26 protein-coding genes, 1 tRNA gene and 1 pseudogene are annotated in these 25,924 nt (G+C 63.4%); 17 read left to right on the top strand and 11 right to left on the bottom strand.

Annotation, left to right across the window (positions count from 1 at the left end; translation table 11 throughout):
• Positions 1 to 469: 469 nt before the first annotated feature.
• The 5 genes from KAK09_RS13690 to KAK09_RS13670 all read right to left on the bottom strand — a co-directional run bounded on the left by KAK09_RS13690 (position 470) and on the right by KAK09_RS13670 (position 6,493).
• Positions 470 to 3,568 carry an efflux RND transporter permease subunit gene (locus tag KAK09_RS13690; protein ID WP_210879495.1) on the bottom strand — a complete coding sequence of 1,033 codons (3,099 nt, stop codon included), beginning with the start codon at positions 3,566 to 3,568 and terminating at the stop codon, positions 470 to 472.
• Between the two features lie 32 nt (positions 3,569 to 3,600).
• Entirely contained in the window at positions 3,601 to 4,563 is a 963-nt protein-coding gene (locus tag KAK09_RS13685; RefSeq protein WP_336244463.1) for an efflux RND transporter periplasmic adaptor subunit, read from the bottom strand.
• A gap of 172 nt (positions 4,564 to 4,735) precedes the next feature.
• Complete coding sequence (locus KAK09_RS13680) at positions 4,736 to 5,290, bottom strand: TetR/AcrR family transcriptional regulator (RefSeq protein ID WP_210879493.1); 555 nt, start codon at positions 5,288 to 5,290, stop codon at positions 4,736 to 4,738.
• Between the two features lie 142 nt (positions 5,291 to 5,432).
• Positions 5,433 to 6,029, bottom strand: coding sequence for a TetR/AcrR family transcriptional regulator (locus KAK09_RS13675; RefSeq protein ID WP_210879492.1), 597 nt, complete (start codon positions 6,027 to 6,029; stop codon positions 5,433 to 5,435).
• 92 nt (positions 6,030 to 6,121) lie between these two features.
• A complete protein-coding gene (locus KAK09_RS13670) occupies positions 6,122 to 6,493 on the bottom strand; it encodes a winged helix-turn-helix transcriptional regulator (protein ID WP_247651269.1) in 372 nt (123 codons plus the stop codon).
• 199 nt (positions 6,494 to 6,692) lie between these two features.
• Here KAK09_RS13670 and KAK09_RS13665 point away from each other — a divergent pair, with 199 nt between their 5' ends.
• The 5 genes from KAK09_RS13665 to KAK09_RS13645 all read left to right on the top strand — a co-directional run bounded on the left by KAK09_RS13665 (position 6,693) and on the right by KAK09_RS13645 (position 12,521).
• A complete protein-coding gene (locus KAK09_RS13665) occupies positions 6,693 to 7,127 on the top strand; it encodes a DODA-type extradiol aromatic ring-opening family dioxygenase (RefSeq protein ID WP_247651267.1) in 435 nt (144 codons plus the stop codon).
• Between the two features lie 31 nt (positions 7,128 to 7,158).
• The gene (locus tag KAK09_RS13660; protein WP_210879491.1) at positions 7,159 to 7,488 is read left to right on the top strand and encodes a luciferase domain-containing protein; all 330 of its coding nucleotides are present in this window, start codon (positions 7,159 to 7,161) and stop codon (positions 7,486 to 7,488) included.
• 111 nt (positions 7,489 to 7,599) lie between these two features.
• On the top strand, positions 7,600 to 8,667 hold the full coding sequence (locus tag KAK09_RS13655; protein ID WP_336244462.1) for an HlyD family secretion protein: 1,068 nt from the start codon (positions 7,600 to 7,602) through the stop codon (positions 8,665 to 8,667).
• On the top strand, positions 8,664 to 11,405 hold the full coding sequence (gene rbbA, locus KAK09_RS13650; protein ID WP_210879490.1) for a ribosome-associated ATPase/putative transporter RbbA: 2,742 nt from the start codon (positions 8,664 to 8,666) through the stop codon (positions 11,403 to 11,405). Before KAK09_RS13655 ends, rbbA begins: the two co-directional genes overlap by 4 nt.
• A 3-nt stretch (positions 11,406 to 11,408) precedes the next feature.
• Positions 11,409 to 12,521, top strand: coding sequence for an ABC transporter permease (locus KAK09_RS13645; RefSeq protein WP_210879489.1), 1,113 nt, complete (start codon positions 11,409 to 11,411; stop codon positions 12,519 to 12,521).
• A 61-nt stretch (positions 12,522 to 12,582) separates the two neighbouring features.
• On the opposite strand, the gene KAK09_RS13640 is transcribed toward KAK09_RS13645, so the two are convergent.
• The gene (locus KAK09_RS13640) at positions 12,583 to 13,017 is read right to left on the bottom strand and encodes a universal stress protein (RefSeq protein ID WP_210879488.1); all 435 of its coding nucleotides are present in this window, start codon (positions 13,015 to 13,017) and stop codon (positions 12,583 to 12,585) included.
• A 417-nt stretch (positions 13,018 to 13,434) separates the two neighbouring features.
• Between KAK09_RS13640 and KAK09_RS18805 the strand changes: the two genes are divergently transcribed.
• The 11 genes from KAK09_RS18805 (at position 13,435) to KAK09_RS13585 (ending at position 20,230) form a co-directional block, all read left to right on the top strand.
• Positions 13,435 to 13,563, top strand: coding sequence for an ATP-binding cassette domain-containing protein (locus KAK09_RS18805; protein WP_247651266.1), 129 nt, complete (start codon positions 13,435 to 13,437; stop codon positions 13,561 to 13,563).
• Positions 13,564 to 13,569: 6 nt separating this feature from the next.
• Entirely contained in the window at positions 13,570 to 14,433 is an 864-nt protein-coding gene (locus KAK09_RS13630; RefSeq protein WP_336244461.1) for an LLM class flavin-dependent oxidoreductase, read from the top strand.
• Positions 14,421 to 14,573, top strand: a complete 153-nt coding sequence (locus tag KAK09_RS13625; protein ID WP_210879487.1) for a hypothetical protein — start codon at positions 14,421 to 14,423, stop codon at positions 14,571 to 14,573. Before KAK09_RS13630 ends, KAK09_RS13625 begins: the two co-directional genes overlap by 13 nt.
• A 189-nt stretch (positions 14,574 to 14,762) precedes the next feature.
• Positions 14,763 to 14,912, top strand: coding sequence for a hypothetical protein (locus KAK09_RS13620; RefSeq protein ID WP_210879486.1), 150 nt, complete (start codon positions 14,763 to 14,765; stop codon positions 14,910 to 14,912).
• Entirely contained in the window at positions 14,912 to 15,307 is a 396-nt protein-coding gene (locus KAK09_RS13615; RefSeq protein WP_210879485.1) for an FAD/NAD(P)-binding protein, read from the top strand. The genes KAK09_RS13620 and KAK09_RS13615 overlap by 1 nt, the downstream gene beginning before the upstream one ends.
• Positions 15,304 to 15,468, top strand: coding sequence for a hypothetical protein (locus KAK09_RS13610; protein WP_210879484.1), 165 nt, complete (start codon positions 15,304 to 15,306; stop codon positions 15,466 to 15,468). Before KAK09_RS13615 ends, KAK09_RS13610 begins: the two co-directional genes overlap by 4 nt.
• 123 nt (positions 15,469 to 15,591) lie before the next feature.
• Positions 15,592 to 16,140, top strand: a complete 549-nt coding sequence (locus KAK09_RS13605) for an NAD(P)H-dependent oxidoreductase (protein ID WP_210879483.1) — start codon at positions 15,592 to 15,594, stop codon at positions 16,138 to 16,140.
• A gap of 87 nt (positions 16,141 to 16,227) precedes the next feature.
• Positions 16,228 to 17,577 carry an LLM class flavin-dependent oxidoreductase gene (locus tag KAK09_RS13600; RefSeq protein WP_210879482.1) on the top strand — a complete coding sequence of 450 codons (1,350 nt, stop codon included), beginning with the start codon at positions 16,228 to 16,230 and terminating at the stop codon, positions 17,575 to 17,577.
• A gap of 11 nt (positions 17,578 to 17,588) precedes the next feature.
• Entirely contained in the window at positions 17,589 to 18,425 is an 837-nt protein-coding gene (locus KAK09_RS13595) for an ABC transporter permease (protein ID WP_210879481.1), read from the top strand.
• A gap of 45 nt (positions 18,426 to 18,470) precedes the next feature.
• Complete coding sequence (locus tag KAK09_RS13590) at positions 18,471 to 19,448, top strand: ABC transporter substrate-binding protein (RefSeq protein ID WP_210879480.1); 978 nt, start codon at positions 18,471 to 18,473, stop codon at positions 19,446 to 19,448.
• 11 nt (positions 19,449 to 19,459) lie between these two features.
• Entirely contained in the window at positions 19,460 to 20,230 is a 771-nt protein-coding gene (locus KAK09_RS13585; protein WP_210879479.1) for an ABC transporter ATP-binding protein, read from the top strand.
• Between the two features lie 91 nt (positions 20,231 to 20,321).
• Here the strand turns inward: KAK09_RS13585 and KAK09_RS13580 are convergent.
• Positions 20,322 to 20,612: pseudogene (locus KAK09_RS13580) on the bottom strand (YcbK family protein); the annotation flags it as partial.
• A gap of 265 nt (positions 20,613 to 20,877) precedes the next feature.
• Here KAK09_RS13580 and KAK09_RS13575 point away from each other — a divergent pair.
• A tRNA-Ser gene (locus KAK09_RS13575) sits at positions 20,878 to 20,967 on the top strand.
• 381 nt (positions 20,968 to 21,348) lie between these two features.
• On the opposite strand, the gene tnpB is transcribed toward KAK09_RS13575, so the two are convergent.
• The 4 genes from tnpB to KAK09_RS13555 form a co-directional block, all read right to left on the bottom strand.
• Entirely contained in the window at positions 21,349 to 21,735 is a 387-nt protein-coding gene (tnpB, locus tag KAK09_RS19140) for an IS66 family insertion sequence element accessory protein TnpB (protein ID WP_418895534.1), read from the bottom strand.
• 236 nt (positions 21,736 to 21,971) lie between these two features.
• The gene (locus KAK09_RS13565) at positions 21,972 to 23,075 is read right to left on the bottom strand and encodes an ABC transporter permease (RefSeq protein WP_210879478.1); all 1,104 of its coding nucleotides are present in this window, start codon (positions 23,073 to 23,075) and stop codon (positions 21,972 to 21,974) included.
• Complete coding sequence (locus KAK09_RS13560; protein WP_210879477.1) at positions 23,075 to 24,169, bottom strand: ABC transporter permease; 1,095 nt, start codon at positions 24,167 to 24,169, stop codon at positions 23,075 to 23,077. The genes KAK09_RS13565 and KAK09_RS13560 overlap by 1 nt, the downstream gene beginning before the upstream one ends.
• On the bottom strand, positions 24,166 to 25,920 hold the full coding sequence (locus tag KAK09_RS13555; RefSeq protein WP_210879476.1) for an ATP-binding cassette domain-containing protein: 1,755 nt from the start codon (positions 25,918 to 25,920) through the stop codon (positions 24,166 to 24,168). The genes KAK09_RS13560 and KAK09_RS13555 overlap by 4 nt, the downstream gene beginning before the upstream one ends.
• Between the last annotated feature and the right edge of the window lie 4 nt (positions 25,921 to 25,924).

Genomic DNA, 25,924 nt, shown 5'->3' with positions numbered 1-25,924 from the left:
CAGTCACCCGCCAGCTACATGGAGAGCGCGGCTGACTGGCCGCCGCCCGCCACGCGCGCCCCGCAGAAACCCCAGGTGGCCTAGTTTTGCGCCGCCCCGTGGCCCAATTTTACTCCGGCGTTGACACAAGGCGCTCGCGCATCCGGCAAGGCTGCGCATCCTGCGGCTGCTGCTCGCCATGAGGCCCTCACTGCGGCCTCTGAGTGGCTTTTTCCGATAGGCGCTTTGTGCCGATCGCACGTGTGATCGGCCTCCGGTTTTGCGGCGGACGGCGGTTTGATCTGGGGCTTTTGGGTTTATGGTTCAGCGGGGGCGGGGCGCGATGTCTGCGTCATGCCGGGTGTGGCGGCGCAGCGTGTCGAACTGGGCACGGCGCCATGGCGAGCGTTTCGGGCAGGTCGCCTGCAGCCTCCACCAAAGCCAATACGCACAATCCATCACGGCAAGAAGGTCTGCAACAACGCCTCCGCTATGTCGCTAAGGGGTCAAACAGAGGCTGTCCGGGCTTGCGACCCGTTTTTTCGCCCTTGGGCGGGCGAATGCGGAAGAGGAGCGCGTAAAGCACCGGCACGGCGACAAGGGTCAGTACCGAGGCAAACGCAAGGCCACCCATGATCGTCACCGCCATCGACGCGAAAAACGCATCCGGCAGGAGCGGGATCATGCCGAAGATCGTTGTGCCGGCGGCCAGCACCACCGGGCGCAGACGGCTGACAGAGCCGTCGATTACCGCCTTGTAATCCGGCACACCGTTCGCGCGCTGCATGTCGATCTCTTCGACCAGAACGATCGCGTTCTTCATCAGCATCCCCGAAAGCGACAAAAAGCCGAGCAGGGCCGTGAAAGTGAAAGGCAGGCCGGTGAAGAGCAGCCCGAGCACCATTCCTGTCACCGACATCGGCACGACAAGCCACAGGATGAGCGGCTGGCGCACCTTGTTGAACATCAGGATTGAGATCGTCAGCATGACAAGAAAGCCGAGGGGAAGCTGTTTGCCAAGGCTGGTCTGGGCGTCGGTGGAGCTTTCATACTGCCCGCCCCATTCCATGCTGTAGCCGTCGGGAAGCGGGAGGGCCTCGATCTCGGTGCGCACGCTTTTGAAGGCCTCATCCGCCGTGAGATCCCCCCGTGCGCCGCCAAGGGCGGTGATGGTGCGTTCGCGGTTGCGTCGGTGAATGAGCGCCTCGACGAGGCGCGGTTCGAACTGTTCCACAAGGTTGGCCATGGGAACGTAGGCACCAGCCCCATCGGACCAGGCCGACAGGTCACGAACGCGATCAATCCCGTCGCGTTCGTTGGCGGCCAGCCGCAGGTGGATTGGAATGACCTCGTCGCCTTCGCGCAATTCACCGACCCGCAAGCCCGAGGTTCCATAGCGGATGGAATCGGCGATCGCGCTGCGCGTGGTCCCGGCCAGCCGCATGCGCGACTCGTCGACGATCGGCTCGATCAGGATCTCGCGCTGTCGCCAATTGGTGCGTGAATTTGTGATTGTGCCTGCGGCCTCGTATATCCGTGTTGCATCATCGGCGAGTTGGCGCAGAATGACCGGATCGGCACCGGAGAAGCGGACCGCCACATCGGCACCCGAGGGCGGGCCGAAGACGAGTTCTTCGACCCGGACAAGCGCGTTAGGAAATGCGGCGGGCAGATCGCGGTTCAACCGATTGGCCATGGCCGGGATCGCCTCGGCGTCGGCAACCCGGACGATCAGCTGGCCATAGCTGGCATCCGCCTGCTCCGGGCTGTAGGTCAGCATGAAGCGGCTTGCGCCACGCCCCACCAGGGTCGTCACGTCCGTCACCTTGTCTTCGGCCAGAATCATCCGCTCGAGCCGTTTCATTTCGCGGTCGGTGACATTGATGTCAGTGCCTTGCGGCATCTGGAATTCGACATAGAAGAGTGGGGTATTCGAGGCGGGAAAGAACGCCTGCTTGACCTGCGCGAAGGCCATTACCGACCAGACCGTGATTCCCACGATTGTCAGCACGACAAGCACCCGGGAGCGCAACGCCAGCCGGAGGAAACCGCGATAGGCGCCGTAGAACCCACCCTTGTAGGGATCGTCGGAGGCGCTCTTGGGGGCCTTGAGCAGCAGCTTGCCAAGATAGGGCGTGACCGTGACGGCAAGAACCCAGCTCATCACCAGCGAGATAGCAATGACCGCGAAAAGCGAGAACAGGAATTCTCCCGTGGCGTCCGGCGACAGGCCGATCCCGGAAAAGGCCATGATCCCGATCACGGTCGCACCAAGCAACGGGATGGATGTAGAGCTTTCGGTCTCTGCCGCGGCTTTTTCCGCGCTCTTTCCGCGCGACATGCCGATTACCATCCCCTCGGTGATCACGATGGCGTTGTCCACCAGCATCCCCATCGCAATGATCAGGGCGCCAAGGCTGATCCGTTCCATTGCGATCCCGAACACCGACATGAAGAACAGCGTCACGAAAACCGTAAGCCCAAGGGTCGCACCCACCACGAGACCCGCGCGCCAGCCCATTGTCAGCATCAGCGCCCCGACAACGATGGCGATCGACTGCCCGAGGCTGACGAGAAAGCTGGAAACGGCCTTATCAACGACGACGTGCTGTTCGTAGATCGGCGTGACCTCGACACCTTCCGGCAACTCAGCCTTCAACTTCTCAAGCCGGGCCGAGACTGCCGCGCCAACTTCGACGACGTTTCGGTTCGTCAGAGCCGACACCCCGAGGGTGAAGGCTGCGGTGCCGTTCTGCCGGATGATCTGACTGGGCTGTTCCGCCTCGTCGCGGGCGACGCGGGCAATATCATGGATCGCGACCTGCCCGACCTCTCCGGCCGCGCCAAGCCGCAACTCCTCGATCCCTTCGGGGGTCACGTAACCCGGCGGAACGGACAGTCCTATCCGGGCCGGCCCCTCGGTGATCTCGCCATTATCAAAGACGAGGTTCTCGTCGTTCAGCACACTCAGAACCTGATTGGGCGGAAGGCCCAGCTCTGTCAGGCGCGCGGATGGAATCGAGATCGTGATCACCTCTTCGGTGAGGCCCTGAACCTCGACCTTGGCGACACCGTCGACGGTAACCAGGCCAAGCCGCAATTTCGTGGCCAGATCCCGCTCTTCGCGCGGGGTCAGACCTTCGGTTTTCACCGCGTAAAACATGCCGTAAACGTCGCCGAAATCGTCGTTGACGATGGGCGCGCGCGCGCCTTTCGGAAGATCCCCCTCCACGTCGCGGATGCGAAGACGCATCTCGTCCCAGACTTGCGGAATCTCATCCGGGCCATATGTGCCCTCGATCTCCACGGTGATTTGCGCCATGCCCGGCATCGACTTGGATTCGACCCGCTCAAGCTGCTTCATCTGCTGCAGAGCGTTTTCGATGACGTCAGAGACCTCTTCCTCGACCTCGACTGCTGTCGCACCGGGATACGGCACGAAGACAAGCGCGGTCTTGAGCGTGAAACTCGGGTCTTCAAGGCGACCCACCGTGTTCAGCCCCCAATATCCGCCAAGAAGGCAAAAGAGGATGAGGAGCCAGACCGCAACGGGCCGCTGGATGCTTGCGCCTGAAATGCTGAATGCCATGGATCTGTTCGTGTCCTGTCAAGGGGGCGGGATCAGAGCCCCGAAACCGTCACGGTCTGATTGTCTCGGAGGCGCCACCACCCGCCGGAGACGATCAACTCATTGCCCTCCAGACCTTCCAGAACTACGATCTCGTTATCGACGGGAAGACCCATGCGGATCGTCTGGCGTGTGACCTGTCCCGACTGTTCGTCGTAGATCCAGACTGAAGGCTCGGTTCGGCTTGAGGTATCAATCGCCGAAACAGGGACCATGACGGACTGCGCACTGGCTTCGGCAGCCGCGTTTGAAAGGCGCACCCTGGCCGTCATCCCGGGCAGAAGACGCGAGTCGATATCGCCCGTGATCGCGAATTCCACATCATAGGTCTGCGCCGTCCGGTCCACATCGGTCGCAAACGATCGCAGCACCAGCGGCGCCGTGTAACCCGGCACGGCCGGAAAACTTGCCACGATATCGAATGCGTCGGGCGCGCTTCGTGCGACTGCCGCCAGTTCTTCCGGTAGAGAGATCATGATCCGCAACTCGCTGACGTCCTGAAGACGTGCAATCGATGCCGCCGAGGTGACGTTGACATAATCGTCTATGAATGTGCGTGCCACGATCGCGTCGAAGGGCGCGACGATCTGCGTCTGGGAGAGGCGTCGCTCGGCCTCGCGCAGCGCAACTTCCGCCTGCGCGAATTCGGCGCGGGCGGTTTCAAGCCGGGATTCCGCGGCAACACCCCGTTCGGCAAGACTCGATGCGCGGTTGATCTCGGATTCAGCAAGAACGAAGGCCGCCCGCGCCCGATCCACGGCGAGTTCGAAATCGACCGGATCGAGCGCCGCGATCAGATCGCCTTTGCTGATCTTGTCACCCGGTTCCACCTCAAGGCGCAGGACCTGTCCGGACACCTGAAACGCGATGTCCACAGTGCGGGCCGGCGCGACCCGCCCGGCAACGGTGCGACCGCGCGTGACGGTGCGGCGCGTTGCTCGGGTCACCTCGACCACGACCTCCTTGTCGGACGCGCCCGCCTGGCTTGTTTCGGCACCAGGTTCGGTTGACTCCTGGCCTGTCTGGGCCAGCACTTCGCCCAAGGACACAGGAAGAAAGGACACCATCAGGAGCGCCGCCCCCGCCACAGCAATAACCGCAGCGATCCCCTTCCAGCTTTTGTCTTTTTTACTTGAGATCATCGATCAGGGCCCTCAATCGTTCGATGACGCGTTCTCTGGTGTCCGCACCGCCATCCGGTAGCTTCAACAGCTTCTGGAAACGCAGCCCCTGGATTGCCCAAAAGGCCACCATGGCACCCGGCGCGTCTTGTGTATCGGACAGGATACGCCCGAGGTCGTCGGTCAATTCCGCCCGCAGCGGATCGAGCAGTTGCGGATCTGATGCAGCGGTCGCGAGAATCGCCATCGACAGGTCACCATCCACATCTTCCGACTGTAGAACCGTTTCGAGATGGCCCCGGAGCGTGCGTGCGGGGTGCCGCTCGGGCACGCTCTCGAGCAATTCGCGGTGCTCGGCCAGCATCTGCGCCAACAAGCCGGACAGCAGGGCTCTCTTTGTTGGGTAATTGTAAAGCAAGCCGCCCTTGCTGAGGCCGGCCTCCTTCGCGACCGCCTCGATCGTGATCCTGCCCGCGCCTTCACGCGTGGCAATCGCACGCGCCGCTGAAAGTATCCTGCGCGAGGCGTTTCTGCATTCTGAAGGGCGCGGGGGCGTGCTCAAACTATACCGTCCGGTCGGTTTTTGTTACGTGGGAGGTAGTCTGTGGCTCGGCCCGGGTCAAGAATTCAATCTCATCTGATCCGGCACGGCGCTCGATAGCGCCCGCAGAAGTACGAGCAGGCAATCGATTGACCGCGCCACTTCAAGAGGCATCGCGTCCGCCATATGCTCCCAAAAACGCATCAACCGCCCGTCTTGAGTGCTCAGACACATCGATAGGCTGATCGACGGCCAGCAATTGCGGCATGATAACGCCAGATACAGAGAGATGAATAAATTGAGCAGAGGCGTTTTGAACGTTTTTCACGTCCAGTGATTTCATCTCATGCAAGTCCTTGAGGATTTTCGCGACGATCCTGATGGCACGCCTCGGGCCTGCGCCCATGTATATTTCACCTGCCTCCGGCAGAACCGAAACCGCGCCGATGCAAACGCGCAGGAGGCGAATATAGTCATCATCCATGACCAACCCGATCATGCGCCGAGAGAGTTCTTCCAGCACGCTCCGCGCATCGTTCTGGCTTGAAAGCGGACGGCAGATTTCCTCCGAAAGGCTGTCGCACTCGGCTTCCAAGACGCTCAAGAAAAGTTTGTCCTTGCTTGGGAAATGCGCATAGAGGGTCGTCTTCGAAACCTTGGCTTCTTCGGCAATCGCATCGACGCTGGCGCCTTCAAAACCGCACTTCAGGAAGACCTCCCTCGCCCCTCTAAGCACATCGGCAACTTTACTTTCCCTCATGGCGATCACCTGATTCCAGAACGTGATATCGAATGCACGGCGCAACGTGTCTGACCGCGCTCACAGGCAAAAGCCGGGTGGCGCAGCCTAACTCACACACGCGAGTTTGGTGAAGCGGCCCCGCCCAAGTCATCATCTTCAAATACCCCCTCGGTCTTCCATCGTTCCGCGATCTCGCCCATTGCGTCGAGAACGCCGCGCAGGTCGTTGCCGCGCGGCGTCAGGCCATAGGTGACTGCGGGCGGGATCGTCTCGGCCTGTTCGCGCCAGACGACCCCGGCGCGCTGTAGCATCCGCAAACGCTCGGTCAGCATTCGGGTCGATATTCCCGGCACGGCGCGTTTCAGCGCCCCGAATCTTTGTGGCCCCTGATCGCTCAGCACCCAGATGATGTGGGTTGTCCACGGCCCCATGAGCAGACGCAGGATCGAATCCATCGGGCATTGTGGCGGCGTTCTGGGCATGGGTTCGGCTCGATTTTATAGTTACTTTTTTATCCTTACTTTAAATAACGACATTACTCAACTACTCCTTATCCATACAACGAAAGGCAAGGTCTCGAATGGCCTGACCGGTGAGGATGATGCGATATGCCCCGTATGCCAACGATGTTCATTCCCCATGGCGGCGGCCCGTGCTTCTTCATGGACTGGACTCCGCCCGATGAATGGGACCGGCACCGGAAATTCCTGGAGGATCTGCCTGCCACTTTGCCCGAACGTCCCAGCGCGCCACATCGCCCTTGGCCAGGCGCTGGAGCCGCTGCGCGACGAAGGCGTGCTGATCCTTGGCAGCGGCAACACCTATCACACCATGTCCGGTCTGATGCAGAGCCTGCGCGGCGGGCGGCGCGGCGCGATCGCCGGCACGGCCTTCGATGCCTGGCTAACCGAAGCCGTGACCTGCCCCGATCCAGAGGACCGCAACCGCAGGCTCGCGCGCTGGTCCGTTGCCCCGGGCGGCCGCGATGCCCATCCGCGCGAAGAACACCTGATCCCGCTCAATGTCGTGGCGGGCGCGGCGGGCGCGGACATTGGACGCAAGACGCTGGAAGACCCCGTTATGGGCGCTGTCGAAAGCGCCTTCCGCTTCGGTTGAGTTGAAAAAGACGCGAAAAAAGCACCGCGAAATGCCCGACATCACCGGGCCCAAGCCGGTCAGCCCTGCCAAGATCGCCGCGATCTTGTCCGAGATCGTCGGCAATGAATTCGCCCATCTCCATCCACCGCAGGACGGCAGCCTGCACATGATGCTGCCCGAGGACGCAGTGCCGAAAATCATTGATCTGGGCTGGGCAGAACCGCATCCGATGGCCGCGGCGGGCATGATCCCGCCAACCGCTGTCATGGTCTATGCGCCCAGAAACGCGGCGGAAATCGAAACCGTTCTCGGCCTTCTGGGCCTGTCCTATGACTTTGCCCGTGGTCGGCTCGGACGGGTGGACAACGTCGTTCTGTGAACGGGATGCGCCGTTCAATCCGGTTGTGAAGCCCCATGCGGATGATCTAGGGTTCAGGCGCGTCGCAAGAATAAAAAGGACGCCAGAACCATCACAGCAAGCGAGTATCCAGTGGCAAAACCCAGCCCCCTTATCATAGCCGTGATCCTCATCGCTGTCGCCGTATCCGGCTTTTTGATCTGGCAAAGCACCCACTCCGATACGGTCGCGGAAGGATTCGCGCGCGGCAACGGGCGGATCGAGGCGGTCGAAATCGACGTTGCGGCCAAGCTGCCCGGGCGGATTGACACGGTGCTTGTGAACGAAGGGGGGTTCGTCGCGGCAGGCGCGCCTCTGGCCAAGCTCGACACGCGGCAATTGCAGGCCAATCGCAACCAGATGGTGGCGGAACTGCGCCGCGCCGAAATCGCGGTGGAAAACGCCACGCTGCTTGTCGAACAGCGCGCGGCCGAAGTGCGCGCGGCCGAGGCCGTTCTGGAACAGCGCCGCGCGGAGGAGGATGTCGCGCGGCGCCAATACGAGCGCTCCGAGTCTCTGACGCAGAACAGCATCACATCCGAACGGCAATTCGAGATCGACCGGGCCAACGCCTTTGGCGCCGCGGCGGCGGTTGCCTCGGCAGAGGCATCGCTTGCGGCGGCGCGGGCGGGGGTCTCTTCTGCGAAAGCCTCGGTGATTGGGGCCGAGGCCGCGGTAACCGCAGCCCAGGCGACGATCGAGGCGATCGACGTGCAGATCGAGGACAGCACATTGAACGCGCCGCGCACCGGGCGGGTGCAATATATCATCGCGCGTGCGGGCGAAATCGTGGGTGCCGGCGGTCGCGTGGTCAACATGGTGGACCTCAACGACGTTTACATGACGTTTTTCCTTCCGACGGCGGATGCGGGTCGGATCGGGCTGGGCACCGAGGTGCGCCTGCTGCTGGATGCGGCACCCGGCATCGTCATCCCCGCGCGCGTTTCCTTCGTGTCAGACGTGGCGCAGTTCACGCCCAAGACGGTCGAGACGGAAATCGAGCGCGAGAAGCTGATGTTCAGGGTGCGGGCCAAGATCGCGCCGGAGCTGCTGGAAAAGCACCTCGATAAGGTCAAGACCGGGCTTCCCGGCGTCGCCTGGGTGCGGCTTGATCCGACCGCGCCCTGGCCGGCTGCGGCGCAGGGTAAGGTGCTGGAATGACCAACCCCGGGCCGGTGGTTCGCGCAGAGGGGCTCTCGCTCCGCTATGGCAAGACCCGGGCCGTGGACGATGTTTCGATCGATCTGCCGGCAGGCCGTTCCGTCGGCGTCATAGGGCCGGACGGCGTGGGAAAGTCGAGCCTTCTGGCGCTGATCGTCGGGGCGCGGCAGATGCAGGAGGGGCGGCTGGAGGTGCTGGGTGGCGACATGGCGCGCGCCGGGCATCGCGCGCGGATATCCCCGCGCATTGCCTATATGCCGCAGGGGCTGGGCCGGAACCTTTATCCGACGCTTTCGGTCCGCGAGAATGTCGATTTTTTCGGACGCCTGTTTGGCGAGGGCGCACAGGAACGCGCGCAGCGGATCGACGAACTGCTCAGGGCGACCGGTCTTGCCCCTTTTGCCGCCCGCGCGGCGGCCAAGCTTTCGGGCGGGATGAAGCAGAAACTGGGCCTGTGCTGCGCGCTGATCCACGATCCCGATCTTCTGGTTCTCGATGAGCCGACGACCGGCGTCGATCCGCTGTCGCGGCGCGAATTCTGGACCCTGATCGACCGAATCCGCGCTGATCGTCCGCATATGAGCCTGCTGGTGTCGAGCGCCTATATGGAAGAGGCCGCGCGCTTCGATCACCTGGTGGCGATGGACGCGGGCAAGGTTCTGGCAACCGGCAGCCCCGACGAAATCCTGAAACGCACCGGTGCCGCTGATCTTGATGCGGCCTTCATCGCACTTCTGCCCAAGGAAAAACGCAGCCACCATAAGGATCTGAGCATCCCGCCGCGCGATCCGGCATCCGACGGGGAAAACGTCATCGAGGCCGAGAACCTCACCGTGCGGTTTGGCGATTTCACAGCTGTGGACCAGGTGAGCTTTCGCATCAAGCGCGGCGAGATCTTCGGCTTTCTGGGCTCTAACGGTTGCGGCAAGACCACCACCATGAAGGCGCTGACCGGGCTGCTGGAGCCGAGTGACGGCACCACGAGGATTTACGGCCGCAAGGTCGATGCCCATGACATGGCCACCCGAAAGCGCATCGGCTACATGACGCAATCCTTCTCGCTTTATTCCGAGTTGACGGTGCGGCAGAACCTTGATCTGCACGCGCGGCTTTTCGACATGGCTAGCGCCGAGATCGAACCACGGATCGCGGAACTCGCGGAACGGTTCGACCTCGAAGGCCTGCTCGACAGCCTGCCCCTGCGCCTGCCGCTGGGTATTCGTCAGCGCCTGTCGCTGGCGGTCGCGCTGATCCATCGTCCCGAAATCCTGATCCTGGACGAGCCGACATCGGGGGTGGACCCTGTGGCGCGCGATATCTTCTGGCAATCGCTGATCGATCTGTCCCGAAACGATGGCGTGACGATCTTCATCTCCACCCATTACATGGCCGAGGCCACGCGCTGCGACAGGATTTCGCTGATGCATCAGGGCCGCGTGCTTGTCAGCGACACGCCCGAAGCGATCCGCGAGGAGGCAGGCACAGAGACGCTGGACGATGCCTTTGTCCACCATCTGAAACGCGCGCAGGATCAGAACACCCCGCCCGCGTCCGAGACGAAAGAAGGGCTTTCCGCCGGGCCTGCCACTTCCGGCCGGCGGCGGCGCGGGGGGTTCAGCCTGGCGCGGCTGCTGAGCTTTTCATGGCGCGAGTCGCTGGAGTTGCGCCGCGATCCGATCCGCCTGACGCTTGCCAGCCTCGGCAGCGTGATCCTGATGATCGTGCTGGGCTATGGCGTGTCCATGGATGTCGAAAATCTCAAGTTCGCGGTGCTCGATTTCGATCAGAGCATCCTTAGCCAATCCTATGTCAACGACCTGGCCGGGTCGCGTTACTTTGACGAGGAACCATCGCTTGTCGATCATGCCGATCTGGACTACCGGATGCGGGCGGGTGAAATCAGCCTGGCGCTGGAATTTCCGCCGGGGTTCGCCGCCGATCTTGAACGCGGCCGCCCCGTCGCCATTGGCGCGTGGTTCGACGGGGCCATGCCGATGCGCGCCGATACGGTGCGCGGGTATATCCAGGGGATGCACGCCCACTGGCTGACCGAGCAGATGCGCCAGGCCTTTGGCGATCAAGCGGTGGCGGGAAACTTCTCGCTTGAGGTGCGCTACCGCTACAACCCCGATGTCGAGAGCTTGGCGGCCATGGTGCCCGCGATGATCCCGCTGTTGCTGATGCTGATTCCCGCCACGCTGGCCGTCCTGTCCGTGGCCCGCGAAAAGGAGACCGGCTCGATCGTCAATCTTTATGTCACCCCGGCGCGGCGGCTGGAATTCCTGCTGGGAAAACAGGTGCCCTATGTCGTTCTGGGTTTCATGAATTACCTTTTGCTGCTGACGCTGGCGGTGGTGGTCTTCGGGGTGCCGGTCAAGGGCAGCCTGCTCGCGCTTTCGCTCGGGGCGCTGATCTATGTCGTGCTGTCCACCGGGCTGGGCCTGCTGATTTCCGCCTTCACCCAAAGCCAGGTCACGGCCCTGTTCTTCACCTTCATGGCGACGCTTATCCCGGCGATGCAATATGGCGGCATCATCGATCCGGTTGCATCAATGGACGGCATGGGTCGGGTGATCGGTGAAATCTATCCCACCAGCCACTTCGTCACAATCTCGCGCGGAGCCTTTTCCAAGGCACTGGGGTTCGATGATCTGGGCGGGTCTTTCCTGCCGATGCTGGCGCTTGTGCCGGTGGTGGTGGTGCTGGGTGCCATCTTCGTGCGCAAACAGGAGAAATAACCGATGCGGCTTTCGCATGTTCTGCAACTGTCGCTGAAGGAAATTCGCGGACTGTTGCGCGATCCGCTTCTGATGGTGCTGGTCGCCTATGCCTTCACGCTCGACGTCTATGTCAGCGCGACCGCCATCCCCGAATCGCTCAACCGGGCCACGATCGGGATCGTGGACGAAGACGCCTCGCCGCTGTCGCGGCGCGTGGCCGATGCCTTCCTGCCGCCCTATTTCATGCCGCCCGCCCAGATCGACATCGCGCAAATGGATGCGCGGATGGATGCCGGGATCGACACCTTTTCGCTGGTGATCCCGCCCGAGTTCCAGCGCGACCTGCTGGCCGGGCACCGGCCCGAATTACAGCTCAATGTCGATGCGACGCGGGTCAGCCAGGCCTTTACCGGGGCGGGCAGTATCAGCGCCATTGTCAATCAGGAGATTGCCGGATGGCTGGCGCGCGATGCCACCCCGGCCGAGATGCCGGTTGACCTTGCCGTTCGGGCCCGTTTCAATCCCTCGCTCGACCCGGCCTGGTTCGGGGCGGTGACCTCGGTCATCAGTACGGTGACCATGCTGTCCATCATCCTTTCGGGTGCCGCCCTGATCCGCGAGCGCGACCACGGCACGCTGGAGCATCTGCTGGTCATGCCCGTGACCGCCGTCGAGATCATGACGAGCAAGGTGCTCAGCATGGGCAGCGTGGTGCTGGTGGCGACGGCGCTTTCGCTCACTCTGGTGGTTCAGGCGGGGATGGGCATCCCGATCGAGGGATCGGTCGCACTCTATCTTGTGGGCGCGGCGTTGCACCTTTTTGCAACGACCTCGATGGGCATCCTGCTGGCCACCATCGCAGGCTCTATGCCGCAGTTTGCGATGCTGCTTTTGCTGGTTCTGTTGCCGCTCGATATCCTGTCGGGCGGCGTCACCCCGCGCGAGTCGATGCCCCAAGCTGTGCAATACATCATGCTCGCGGCCCCCAACACGCATTTCATCGCGCTGGCACAGGGGGTGTTGTTTCGCGGGGCCGGACTGTCGGTAGTCTGGCCGCAGCTTGTGGCGCTGATGCTGATCGGGTCGGTGATGTTTGCCTTCGCCCTGCACCGGTTCCGCGCCTTTTTGCGCTGACTGCCGGGGCGGCATAACCGCCTCTTGGCTATACTTGTTCAGCCCTGGTGGAAAGCTCGGACTACTTGACGACCTTTTGCGCCAGAAGCAGGCTGCATCCCAGTGCGTCGCTCAGTCCGGCAGCCACTGACCGGCTCATCCAGCGCGTCCAGAGGCCTTGCTGGTGATGCCCGACGACGACCAGATCGGCCCCGGTTTCGGCCGCGACACTGGTGATTTTCCCGACAGGCTCGCCGACCTCCATGCGGATCTCGGGTGCCAGCCCCATGGCGGAAAGTCTTTGATGGCCCTCGTCGAGGATTGCCATGAAATCGGCCTGCTGGTGGGCAGGCATGCTGGCATCCGCGCCCTGCGCCAGCACATTGCCCGCGACCGTCTCGACCACGGCGAGCAGTACCATCCCTGCCCCCGTGATCTGCGCAAGCCGCGCCCCCTCGCGCAGCGCCAACCGCCCCTCGCGTGAGCCGTCGTGACACAGCAGGATCTTGTCATACATCTCTATATCTGTTTGACGTCAGCACCCATGGGACAGTTTAGGCATATTGCGGAACGGAGGGTTTCTGGCTCATCGTAGCCTTCATGGAGCAAAGATGAGCAAGAAACCCGTGACAACGAAAGCCGAGGCTGAGAAGGTCGTCAAAGACATCCGCCGCGCGACCGCAACGACACGGGTTTTGTAGGCTATCGCCGTCAGTTGATGGCAGAATTCGGGTTGCATTGACCGCACCGTGTCCAGATCGCCACGGTGGTGCCGTAGCGCAGCGCCGCCCGCATACACGGACTGGCTGCAAACCCGGTCAGAAGCGCGGCAATCACCGCCGCCCCCGTTTCCAGTCATCAAGGCGCGCGTAGATTGTGACCGCGATCCCGCTCAGCGCGAGAGCAATGAACAGCCAGCGCAGCGTGTCGAGGTATGGCATGGCCCTCGGGTTGCGGCAAATCCACCATCCTGAAGGCGGTGGCGGGGTTTATTGCACCCGCCTCCGGCAGCATATTGCTGCGTGGAAAACCCGTCAGCGGCCCAGGCCAGGGCCCGGACTGAATTGTCGTGTTCCAGGAATTCGATCAACTCCTGCCGTGGAAGACGGCGCTTGGCAATGTCATGTTTCCGCTGGTCCGGGCGCGCAAGCTGCCGCGGGCCGAGGCGCGGGCGCGCGCCGAAGAGTCGGTTGATGTGGTCGCCCGCCTCTCGGACAGCTGGCCCGATGACGCGTACCCCCGCGACAAAGTATCGGGGCAGTTCTTTCGCCCCGAAGCCTTTGCGCCGATCCACCACAAGGGCCCGCATTTTGCCGTACGCGGCCCACTCAACGTGCCGCGCAGCCCACAGGGCCGCCCGGTGATCTTTCAGGCTGGGGCCTCCGAGCCGGGCAAGGTTTTGGCCGCGCGCAGCGCCGACGGCGTGTTTACCGCGACGCAGACCCTGGCCGACGGGCAGGCCTATTACCGCAATCTCAAGCGCCGCCTGCCCGGGCATGGCCGCGCAGCGGGCGATGTTCTGGTCATGCCGGGCATCTTTCCGGTGATCGGCCGCACCCGCGCCGAGGCCGAGGACAGGTTCGCCGCGCTTCAAGACCTCTTGCAACCGGTGGTCGCGATCTCGCATCTGTCGAACCTACTGGGTCACGATGTCTCGGGCTTTGATCCGCACGGGCCCTTGCCCGACCTTCCGGCCTCAGTGGGGCATGTCAGCCGCCAGCAGGTGCTGATCGACCGGGCGCGGCGCGACAACCTCTCGATCCTCGATCTGGCCCTGTCGATGGCCGGGGCACGCGGGTACTGGCAGATCACCGGCACCCCCCCGACATCGCCGACGCCATGCAGGCGCGTTTCGAAAACGGGGTGGCGGACGGGTTCAACATCATGGCTCCCGTCCTGCCCAGTGATCTGGAGCGTTTCGTGGAACTCGTGATCCCGGAGTTGCAGCGCCGCGGCCTCTACCGCACCGCCTATCAGGGCACGACCCTGCGTGATCATCTCGGCCTGCCGCGCCCTGCGGCGGGCGAGGGTTTTGCTGCGCAGGATTGGTTCCGGACTGAAGTTGCCGAATAATCCTGAAGCGGAGGCAATACCCATGATCAGACTCCAGCCTGCAAGACCATCTGACCCGAAAGGAGGCCATCGCATGACCCCCGTTTTCAACCGCATCCGCCGCGCCATGCCGATCACGGTTTTCGCGGTCAGTTATCTCACGCTTCTGGCCATCGTCATCCTGACCTGATCCCGATAGGAGGGATTGCAATGATCTGCTACGCCCCCGATCCCGGCCTTGCCGGTCTGGGCGCGCCGGAATACGGCGTGCCCGAGGATGGGTCCTTGCCTTCTCGCGGTGAGATCGTGCTTGGCCTTGTCTGCCTTGGGCTCACCTGTCTCATTCTCGGGGCCCTGTGATGGACGGCACATTCGCGCATCCCGCCCGCCATGCGCTGATCATCGGCGGCGGGGCGAGCGGGGCGCTGATGGCGACGCATCTGATGCACCGCGCCCCCGAAATCCGCGTCACCATCGTGGAAAAGCGCGGCATCGTCGGTTGCAGCATCGCCTATGCGACCGACAACCCCGAGCATCTGCTCAACACCCGCGTTCACAACATGAGCGCCTTTCCCGACGATCCCGGTCATTTCCTGCGTTGGCTGCGCACGCGCGATGAGGATTGCGGTGCGACCGAACAGTGCTTTGTCAGCCACGCCACCTATGGCCGCTATCTCGAAAGCCTCGTGGCGCCCTGGCGCGACGACCGGCTGCGCTGCGCCTCGGGCTGGATACGACTCCCGGCGCGCGGGTGATCGCGCGCGGCGGCGTCGCCTCTCGCCGGATCTTCGCCATCGGGCCCTGCGCGCGCGGCGCCCTGTGGGAAATCACCGCGATTCCCGACATCCGCCTGCAATGCGCCGATCTCGCCTGCGCGCTGAGCGGTCATGCTGGCATCGTCAAACAGCGAAGCTGACATTCTCCCTGCCGCGTCGGGACGGCATCTTTTCTCTCTTTTCACCGGTATCTTTGGAATGGCAGCAAGAGCACAAAGTAAATACGATAAACACGATAGAATTGCTCGTTGAAAGGAAAGCTCATGACCGAGATCATCGGTTTCGTCGGCAGCCACAGCCAGCCCTCGCGCACCCGCGCCCTCGTCACGGCGGCGGTAAAGGGCGCCGCCCGCCAGACGGGCTCGGGCCATGCGGTGTTCGATCTGGGTGATCTGGGGGCATCCTTCAGGCAGGCGGACTCGCTGTTTGATCTTTCATCGGACGCGCGGACGCATGTTGACAGGCTTTTGGCCGCGCGCGCCATCGTCGTCGGCAGCCCGGTCTATAAGGGCAGCTATACCGGCCTTTTCAAACATCTCTTTGATCTCATTGACCCCGAGGCCCTGCGCGGCAAACCGGTGCTCTTGACCGCCACTGGCGGTGGTGATCGGCACGCGCTGGTGATCGAACATCAGCTGCGTCCGCTCTTTGGCTTCTTCGAGGCCGCGAGCGTGCCGACGGGCGTCTATGCCGGTGCTGCTGATATCGGCAGTGACGGGCAGCTCTCGGGGCCATTGCGCGCGCGGCTCGACACGGCGGTTGCGCAACTTAGCGCCGCCCTCACCCCGCGCAAGCTGGAGGCCGCCGCCTAACCCCCTTCCCCGACGCTGCGCCATCTGAATCACCCGACCACGCAGGCTGGGCCATGGCGGAGCCTTGCCCAAAACAAGGAGACCATCATGACCAGACAAATCAAACTCGGCGCCTTCCTGCCCGGTGGCGGACAGCATGTCGCCGCCTGGCGCCACCCGGACGCCCGCGCGGACGGGGCGACCAGCCTTGACTATCACATAGACCTGGCGAGGACCGCCGAGCGCGGGCTTTTTGACGCCTATTTCCTCGCCGATGGCCTGGCCACGAACGGAGCCGGGCGTGAGGGCGGCAGCGCCAAGATCGCAGGCTTTGAGCCGCTGACGCTGTTCGCGGCACTGGCCACGCAGACGACCCATCTGGGGTTCATCGCCACCAACACCACGACCTACGAAGAACCCTTCACCGTAGCGCGCAAATTCGCCTCGCTCGATCTGATCTCGAACGGGCGCGCGGGCTGGAACGTGGTCACCACCGCGACAGAGGAAGCGGCGCAGAATTTCAACCTGGATCAACAGATTTCCCATGCCGACCGCTATGACCGTGCGCGCGAGCATGTCGAGGTGGTGAAAAAGCTGTGGGACAGTTTCGAGGATGACGTGTTCCTGCGGGACAAGAAGAGCGGGGCGTTCTACGATCCTGATCGGCTGCACGACGCCAACCATGTGGGCAGGCACTTCCGCGTCAAGGGTGCGCTCAATGTCTCGCGCAGCCCGCAAGGGCATCCGGTGGTGGTGCAGGCCGGGCAATCCGAGGCCGGGCGCGATCTGGCCGCCGAAACCGCCGAGGTGATCTTTACCGCCCATCAGAAGATCGAGACGGCGCAGGAATTCTATCGCGACATCAAGGCGCGCGCGGCGGCCAAGGGACGCAATCGCGATCATGTGCTGATCATGCCCGGCGTCGCCCCCTTCGTGGGCCGCACCGCGGCGGAGGCGCGCGAGAAATACGAGCAACTGACCGATCTCATCGTCGAGGCCGACGGGCTGGCGCTGCTGGCTGGGCTTGCGGGCGGCACGCTCGATTTCAAGGGGCTTGACCTTGACGGCCCGCTGCCACCCGCCCCCGAGACCGAAGGCATGAAATCGCGCCAAGCCCTGATGCGGCAGATCGCCGACGAGCACGGCTTTAGCATCCGCCAGCTCTATCAATGGATCGCCACTGCGCGCGGCCATCTCACGCTGGTCGGCACCCCGACTGAAATCGTCGATACGCTGCAAGAGTGGTTCGAGAACGAGGCTGCTGACGGCTTCAACATCCTGCCGCCCTGGCTGCCGGGCGGGCTGGACGATTTCATCAATCTTGTGACACCGGAATTGCAGCGCCGGGGCCTCTTTCGCACCGCCTATGAGGGGCGCACCCTGCGCGAGAACCTCGGGCTGCCCTATCCCGTGAATCGCCACACCGCCGCGCGCAGCGCCGCGCAGGCCGCTGAGTAAAGGAGGTTTTCATGACCTATCAGATTTCAGATACGCGCGTCCGGTCCCCTCGGGGGCCGGACATTCGGGCCACGCTGGCGCGGACAGCACAGCGGGCGCGTGGCATCTTCGCCGATTACGGGTTGCTTCTTGCCTTCTTCGCGGGCTGGCATGTGGCCAGCGTCACCGGGCTTCTCAATCCCGCAGTTTTCCCGCCGCTCGACCGTATCGGGCAGGCACTCTGGAACGGCATCGCCTCGGGGCGGTTGGTGGGGGATATCGGCATCTCGCTGCAACGCGCAGGGCTGGCCTTTTTCGCGGCCGTCGCGCTCGGCATCCCGCTTGGTCTTTTCATGGGGCAGATCCGCGCAGTGGAACGCGCGCTTGACCCGATCCTGCAACTTTTCCGCCAGACATCGGCGCTGGCGCTTTATCCCGTGTTCATCCTGCTTCTGGGTCTGGGTGAGGCGTCGAAGGTTTTTGTCATCTTCTGGGCCACGCTTTTCCCGATCCTGCTGGCGACCATCGGCGGTGTGAAAGAGGTCGATGCCAAACTGATCGAGATGGCGCGCACCTTTGGCGCGGCGCGGCTCACCACCTTTCGCCGGGTCGTGCTGCCGGCCTCGGTCCCGGCGATCTTCGTGGGCCTGCGTCTGTCGGCCACGACCGCGCTCTTGCTGCTGATCGCCGCCGAGATGATCGGGGCCAACAAGGGCCTCGGGTTCCAGGTGATGAACGCGCAATACAATTTCCAGATCCCGCTGATGTTCGCCGCGATCTTCCTGCTGGCCGGGCTTGGCCTCGCGGCCAACTGGGTTCTGGTTCTGCTGCAAAGGCGGCTCTGCCGCTGGAACACGGCCAGGCACTGAGTTTTCTCCCGTCAACCAATCATCCACAAACCAAAGGACAGAAAAATGACCTATCGCTTCAAATCCATCATCGCGGGCGTCGCCCTGTCGCTTTCGGCTGCCACGGCACAGGCCGAGGACGTGACCCTGCGCTACCTCTCCTATCATGGCGGCGTGTCGGCGCATGAACTGGCCAAGGAGCTTGGCTTTTTCGAGGGCACCGGCGTGAACTTCGAAGGCTTGGGCTATGCCGGGGGCGGGCCGGAGTCGCTCTTTGCTCTGGCTGCGGGCAGCGTCGATATCGGCTCGGCGGCCACTTCGGCAATCATCAACGCCATCGCCGGCGGCAATGATTTCGTCGCCGCCTATCCGACCAACGGCATCAACGATGATGCGCAGTCGGTCTTTCATGTGTTGGAGGACAGCCCGATCAAATCCATCGCGGATATCAAGGGCAAGACCATCGCTGTGAACACACTTGGCGCACATCTCGATTATACGGTCCGCGAGGCGCTGCATCAGCAAGGGCTGCCGCAGAACGCCGCCAATCTGGTGGTGGTGCCGGGGCCGCAGCTTGAGCAGGTGCTGCGTTCGAAACAGGTGGACATCGCCGCCTTTGGCTATTGGCAAACGACGTTCGAGGGCGCGGCGCGCGCGAATGGCGGTCTGCGCGCGGTGTTTGATGACACCGACATTCTGGGCGAGATCGCGGGCGGCTTTGCCGTATTGCGCCGCGATTGGGTCGAGGCCCACCCAGAGGCCGCCCGCCACTTTGTCGAGAAATCGGCGCGTGCACTCGATTACGCCCGCGAGAACCCGGAAAAGACCCGTGAAATCATTGCCAAACTGCTTGAGGCACGCGGAGAAAACCCGCAGGTGGCCAAGTTCTTCGCAGGTTTCGGCGTGCGGGAGGGCGGTCTGCCGGTTGAGCGGGACGTGCAGTTCTGGATCGATGTTCTGGTGCGCGAAGGCGCGTTGCGCGAGGGACAGCTTGCCGCCGCCGACATCCTGTTGATCACGGGCGATGCGCCCGCCACGAACTGAGGCCGGACGCGATGACGCTGGTGCAGACACAGGCGAAGGGTGAGGTCACGATCCGTGATCTCACCAAGAGCTTCCCCCTTGACGGCGAGACGCTGACCGTCCTCAAGGGGATCAATCTTGATATTCGCGGTGGCGAGAGCCTTGCGATCGTGGGGGCCTCCGGCTCGGGCAAGACGACGCTTTTGCGCGTGCTGGCCGGTCTGGAAGAGCCGGATACGGGCGACGTGCTGACCGACGGCGCGCCGGTTCACGGGCTGGGGCGCGAGCGCGCGGTGATCTTTCAGGAGCCGCGCCTACTGCCCTGGCTCACGGTGCTCGATAACGTGGCCTTCGGGCTGGAGGTGCAGGGCGTGCCGAAACCGGAGGCGGCCGAGCGGGCGCGACGCTATATCCGCCTTGTCGGTCTGGCCGAGTTCGAGGCCGCCTGGCCCCGGCAGCTATCGGGGGGCATGGCGCAACGGGTGGGCATCGCCCGCGCCCTGACCGTCCAGCCCGAAATCCTGCTGCTGGATGAGCCGTTGGGCGCACTTGACGCCATGACCAAGATGACCATGCAAGAGGAGCTGACCCGCATCTGGCACGAGGAAAAGGTGACGATGGTGCTGGTCACCCATGACCTCGAAGAGGCGATCTTTCTGGCCGACCGGGTGCTGGTCCTTCCGGGCACCAAGGGCGACGCCATCCGCCTCATTGACGTGGACCTGCCCCGCCCGCGCGACCGCAACGACACGGGTTTTGTAGGCTATCGCCGTCAGTTGATGGCAGAATTCGGGTTGCATTGACCGCACCGTGTCCAGATCGCCACGGTGGTGCCGTAGCGCAGCGCCGCCCGCATACACGGACTGGCTGCAAACCCGGTCAGAAGCGCGGCAATCACCGCCGCCCCCGTTTCCAGTCATCAAGGCGCGCCCAGATCGCAACTGCAATCCCTGCGAGCGCCAGCGCGATGAACACCCAGCGCAGGGTATCGAGATACGGGACCAGCGGCAGGATGGCGGTCTGGGTCTCGGCCTGCACGACCTCGACCCCGGCGGCCCCCACTGTCGCCACACCCGCCGCACCACCGCCCTTCATGGTGCGGCTGGCGGCCAAAACCTCGCGCGCAGGCGGTGTTTCGGCTGCAAATGCTGTCTCTCGGACCGGGAACCGCTCGCCCGCATCACGGATACTCCCAACCACAGGCTGCCCGCCGTGGCAGCCTGACCGAGAGACCGAGCCTCTCCGAGGTCTGGCGCTCATACACCATCCCATGGGGCACTACCGTCCGCGCCATGATGAATTCCCACCGGACCTGCGACACGGCGTTCAGGGCAGACCGACGGCCCTCGGCGGAAGGTTATGTCAGAGCCTCCCTTGATCATCATGCCTGGCGGTGCCGGTCGAACAGCCCTTGCCAAGGCTCGCCATCATTGTCTAAGAAGCACAGGCCGGAGAGGTGGCCGAGTGGTCGAAGGCGCACGCCTGGAACGCGTGTAGGCGGGTAACCGTCTCCAGGGTTCGAATCCCTGTCTCTCCGCCACTTTCCTTTGAGAAACGTTTCTCCCGATCCGGCGGAAGACGAGTGAGGCGAAGCCGGTCTTCGGTCAGACCATGCCAATTCGAGGACGCGAATGGAGCGCTCACAACAGGAAATCGAGTGGAACACGGCATTGGCGATCGTCCTGCACCGCGCTGGGACCGGGGGCTCTATGCGGGTTCATTGGTTGCGGTCTTTGCTGATCCGACCGGCAATGCCAATTCGGCCTGCCGCCAGCGAGGGCTTGCGGATGGGCCTCGTTTGACCTTCGCGCGTGCTGCCGTGGCCGATGCGCGAGATCGGCCTCGGCGGCCGCGGCACGCCCTTCCGCCGCGGCGAGTGCGGCGCGCAGTTGCTTGAGTTCGGAGGCGGTCTCGGACATGGTCAAAACTTACCATGCCGATCCGCACAAGCCCATGGGAAAGAGACTGGGGGAGGCCGATTTATCCTGCCTTTGCAGGGCGTTGGGTCCAGCGCGAATTGCGCCAGCTTTACGTCGGGGGAAACAGTCCACCGGACTGTTTCCTGATCCCTCCTCACCTTCCAGAAGATAGCCGAGCTGCGCCGCCGAGATCTGCACTGCCTCGCCACTGCCGGTGCTCGGCCAGATGAACTTCCCGCCTCGAGGCGCTTCAGGTACAGCGACATGCCAACGCCGTCATGCCATAAAATCTTGACCAGATCGCCACGACGTCCGCGGAAGCAAAAAATCTCACCCGCATGCGGGTCACGACCAAGACCCTCCTGGACCTGCAGCGCCAGCGTGTTCATCCCTCGCCGCATGTCCGTCACGCCGCCTGCGATCCAGACCTTCACCCCGGGTGGAAACGCGATCATGGCCCGTCCACCGCGGCTAGGATCCGCCGCACCACACTTATGGGTAACTGCAAGCACAATCGGTCGGTTACGAGCCATCCATAGACGGCGGCGGCGTGTTGCGATGATCGCGTTCCTGCCTGGCTGGATCGCCGTCAGCCCATGAATCCGCCCCCCCCCAAGCCGGACCATCAACCCGCCGGCGAGCGCCGGAAGATCCGGGCGGCGACGAGGAAGAGCGGTGTACCGATGGCCACGAGTGCGAGCGCCTGGGGCCAAAGCTCGGCAAGACCGGCGCCCTTCAGGAACACACCAAGGATAACATCCATATAGTGACGCAACGGGCTGACGAGCGATGCCGTTTGAAGCAGCTTGGGCATGCTTTCGACCGGGGTGATGGTCCCCGAGAGAAACAGCACGGGAAACAGCCCGAAGAAGCTCAAGAGAAGGGCCTGCTGCAGCGTCCGGCTGACGCTCGCGATGAGCACGCCGATGGCGATCGCGCTGATCAGAAATACCGCTGTCAGAGCGAGGAACAGGGCAAGGCTGCCGCGCAGCGGCACGCCGAACCACGACACGATAAGCAGGCTCGGGAACACCGAAACGAGTCCCATCACGAGCATAGGCGCGGTCTTGGCCACAAACAGCTCGGTGGTGCCGATCGGCGTCACCCGAAGCTGCTCGATAGTGCCCGCCTCCTTCTCGCGCATGATCGAGGCGGCGGGATAGATGACGCCCACCATCAGGGCGGCCAGCGCGATCATCGAGAGGACGGTGAACGAGGTTGAACTCCCATCGGGATTGTACCAGACACGGAGCACCGGCCGGGCGCCTCCCTGGCCGTGCTGCTCGGCGGCGGTGGTGCCAAACCGGCCGACGATGGCAAGCGCAATGCCACGGGCTTGGGCAGCAATGTTGGAGTCGGTCCCGTCCAGCAGGATCTGGACCGCCGGAACCTCGCCGCGCGTGACATCCCGCTGGAATCCCACAGGCACGACCAGCGCGACCCGGGCGCGGCCGTCCTGCAACCAGTCCGTCGCCTCGGTGACATTGGCCGGTGCCCCGGCCAATGTGAAGGTATCCGAAACGAGAAAATCCTGGACAAGGGCGCGGCTCATCGGCGTTTGGTCGAGATCGACAGCGGCAAGTGGCATGTTCTCGACATCGAAGGATACGGCCAAGGTGCAGATCACCACCTCGATCGTGTACAGCCAAAGGATCAGCATCAGGACGACGCGGTCGCGCAGGAACTGGATCATCTCTTTGACGAGCAGACCGGCGAGGCGGGTTGTCATCACGCCACCTTCTTGCGGAAGCGCCACACTGCCAGCGCAAAGACGATCAGCGTATAGGCCAACAGAAGCGCGACCGATGGCCACAGCTCCGGCAGACCGGCCCCCCGGAGCACCAGACCGCGCGAAAAATCGACGAAATAACCGGCTGGCAGCGTCCGGGCATAGAGTTGGGCGGCATACGGCATGGTGAAAATCGGGAACAGGAAGCCCGAGAACAGGGTCGATGGCATGAGCGCGACGATCAGCGCAAGCAGCATCGCCACGACCTGGCTGTTGGCGATCGTCGAGACGAGAAGCCCGATACCCACGGTGGTGAAGACATAGACAAGTCCCACTGCCAACAGGAGGCCGAGGCTGCCCCGCATGGGCACGCCGAACCACAGGAAACCGATCACGATCACCGTGACGAGTTGAACGAACGCAATGAGACCGTAGGGCACGAGCTTGCCGGCCAGGAACTCGGCCGGCGTCAGGGGCGAGGCGAATATCTGCTGAATGGAGCCGCTTTCCTTCTCCCGTGTAATAGCCAGCGCGGTAAGCAGGGGCGGAAACGCCATCAGGATGACACCGAACAGACCGGGCACGATGAAGTTCGCACTTCTGAGCGCCGGGTTGTACCACACCCGCACCTCCACGCGCGCGGCCGGCGCGACCGCCTCTGGGAAGGCGGAGATGATGCTCTCGGCATAGGCCGCAGCGAGGTTCGCGCTCGCCGCATAGGTCCCGTCAACGATGACCTGCACGGGGGCCGCCTCGCCGCGAACCAGCGCTTGGTGAAACCGGGGCGGAATGACGAGTGCGAGCATCACTTCATTGCGCTGGATAGCACCTTCCATGGCTTCGGGTGTCGCGTAGGTGTCGGCAAGGCGGAAGTATCCGCTCTGAACGAATTCATCGACGAGCTGGCGGCTGGCGGGGGAACGATCATGATCGAGAACGCCCATGGGGATATCGTCAACGTCCAGGGAAATAGCATAACCGAACAGGAAAAGCATCATGATCGGCATGATCAGGGCGATGGCCACCGTCACCGGATCGCGGGCGATCTCCTTTGTCTCTTTCTCAAGGACCGCTGCGATGCGTGACGGTTTCATGACGCTTTACTGCCGCTGCGCGCCATCCGGGCGCGCTCGCGCTCGATATAGGCGACGAACACGCCTTCCACCGTGGCCGGGACATCGGACGGCAAGCCGGCGCACAACGACGCCAGGTCGCCGACCGCGATCATCCGGCCTTCGTGCATCAGCCCGAGGCGGTGACAATAGGCGGCCTCCTCCAAGTAATGGGTTGTGACGAGCACCGTGGTGCCGGCGGCTCCCAGCGCGTTCACCAAGCGCCAGAAACGATAGCGCGACAGCGGATCGACACCGGAAGTTGGCTCGTCGAGAAAAACGACTGCGGGTCGATGCAGGATGGTGCAGGCGAGACCGAGACGTTGGCGAACGGCCCCTGACAGGTGAGCGACGGTTTGACGTTCGAATTCTGCGAGTCCGGTTACGGCGCTTGCCCAAGTGATCGCATCGCGCGCGGCCCGCCGGCCAAGCCCATAGGCGCTGGCGAAGAATCTGAGGTTCTCGCCCACCGAGAGATCGGGATAGAGCGAAAAGCGCTGCGACATGTAGCCGATGTTCTGGCGCAAGACCTGGGGGTCGGTAACCGCGTCGATCCCGGCAACCCGCGCGCTCCCGCTCGACGGCGGCAACAATCCGCACAGCATGCGGATCAGCGTTGTCTTGCCGGCGCCATTGGCGCCCAGGAGACCAAAAACCTCGCCCGCGCCAATTTCGAACGAGACGTCATCCACGGCGACGAACGAGTCGAAGCGTCGACTCAGGCGATTGGTCGCTATGCCCGAAGTGGCGCTTTCCGCAGGGCCGAACGCCCGCGCCTCGCTTGCGGGTTCGATCTCCCCATCGGCCGCATGCCTGGCGCCGGCGGTGAGGATCACAAAGATGTCTTCGATCGTAGGGCGTGCTGGCTCCACCCGGCCAAGGTGCGCCAGTATCGCACGAAGGCGGGATGATAACGGGTCGCCAGGCCGCACGACAAAACGAACTTGGCGTGCCTGCCACTGGACACCCAGAACTTCCGGTTCACGACCGAGTGCGTTCTCGACGGCGGCGGGTTGGCTGGAGTCGACGCTGAACACGGCGCCCGTCCCGCGCGCCCGCAGTTCGTCTGGCGTGCCAAGGGCGATCATTCGACCAGCGTCGAGGAAGGCGACACGGTCGCAAATCTCGGCCTCGTCCATGTAGGAGGTGCTGAAAACGATCGTTGCGCCATCGCGCCGATATGCCTCCAGCATCCGCCACAGCTCGCGGCGCGACAGCGGGTCAACCCCGAGGCCCGGCTCATCGAGCAGCAGGAGCGGCGGCGCATGGACGAGATTGGTGCAAAGCGCGAGCTTCTTTCGCATGCCCCCCGACAGCGCGCCCTCGCGGCGATCGAGAAACGTGCCAAGCCCCGCCATGGCAAGCAAGCGCTGACGGCGCTCGGCCAGTTGCGCTGCAGAAACGTTGCGTACCTTGGCGGCGAAGGCAAGATTTTCTGCGACTGTGAGCCGGTCATACAGCGTGAAGCCTTGCGCCATGTAGCCGATCCGCGAGGTAATTTCCGCACTCTCACACACGCTGTCGTGGCCGAGCACCCGGCACTGGCCTTCGCTCGGGTCGAGGATCGCCGCCAGGAGCTGCAGAAGCGTGGTCTTGCCCGCGCCATCCGGCCCGACGAGGCCCACGATCTCGCCCCGAGCGATGCCGAGGTCGATATCCTGAATCGCCCATCGGCCCCGGAACCGTCGGCCCAGCCGCTCCGTCCGGATGATATCGGAATGGGACTGTGCCATCGGC

Origin of the sequence: Roseovarius autotrophicus, assembly GCF_018069895.1 — a bacterium.
GTDB lineage: Bacteria > Pseudomonadota > Alphaproteobacteria > Rhodobacterales > Rhodobacteraceae > Roseovarius > Roseovarius autotrophicus.
The sequence above is the reverse complement of the archived record's forward strand: the minus strand, read 5'-3'. Positions and strand labels throughout refer to the sequence as shown.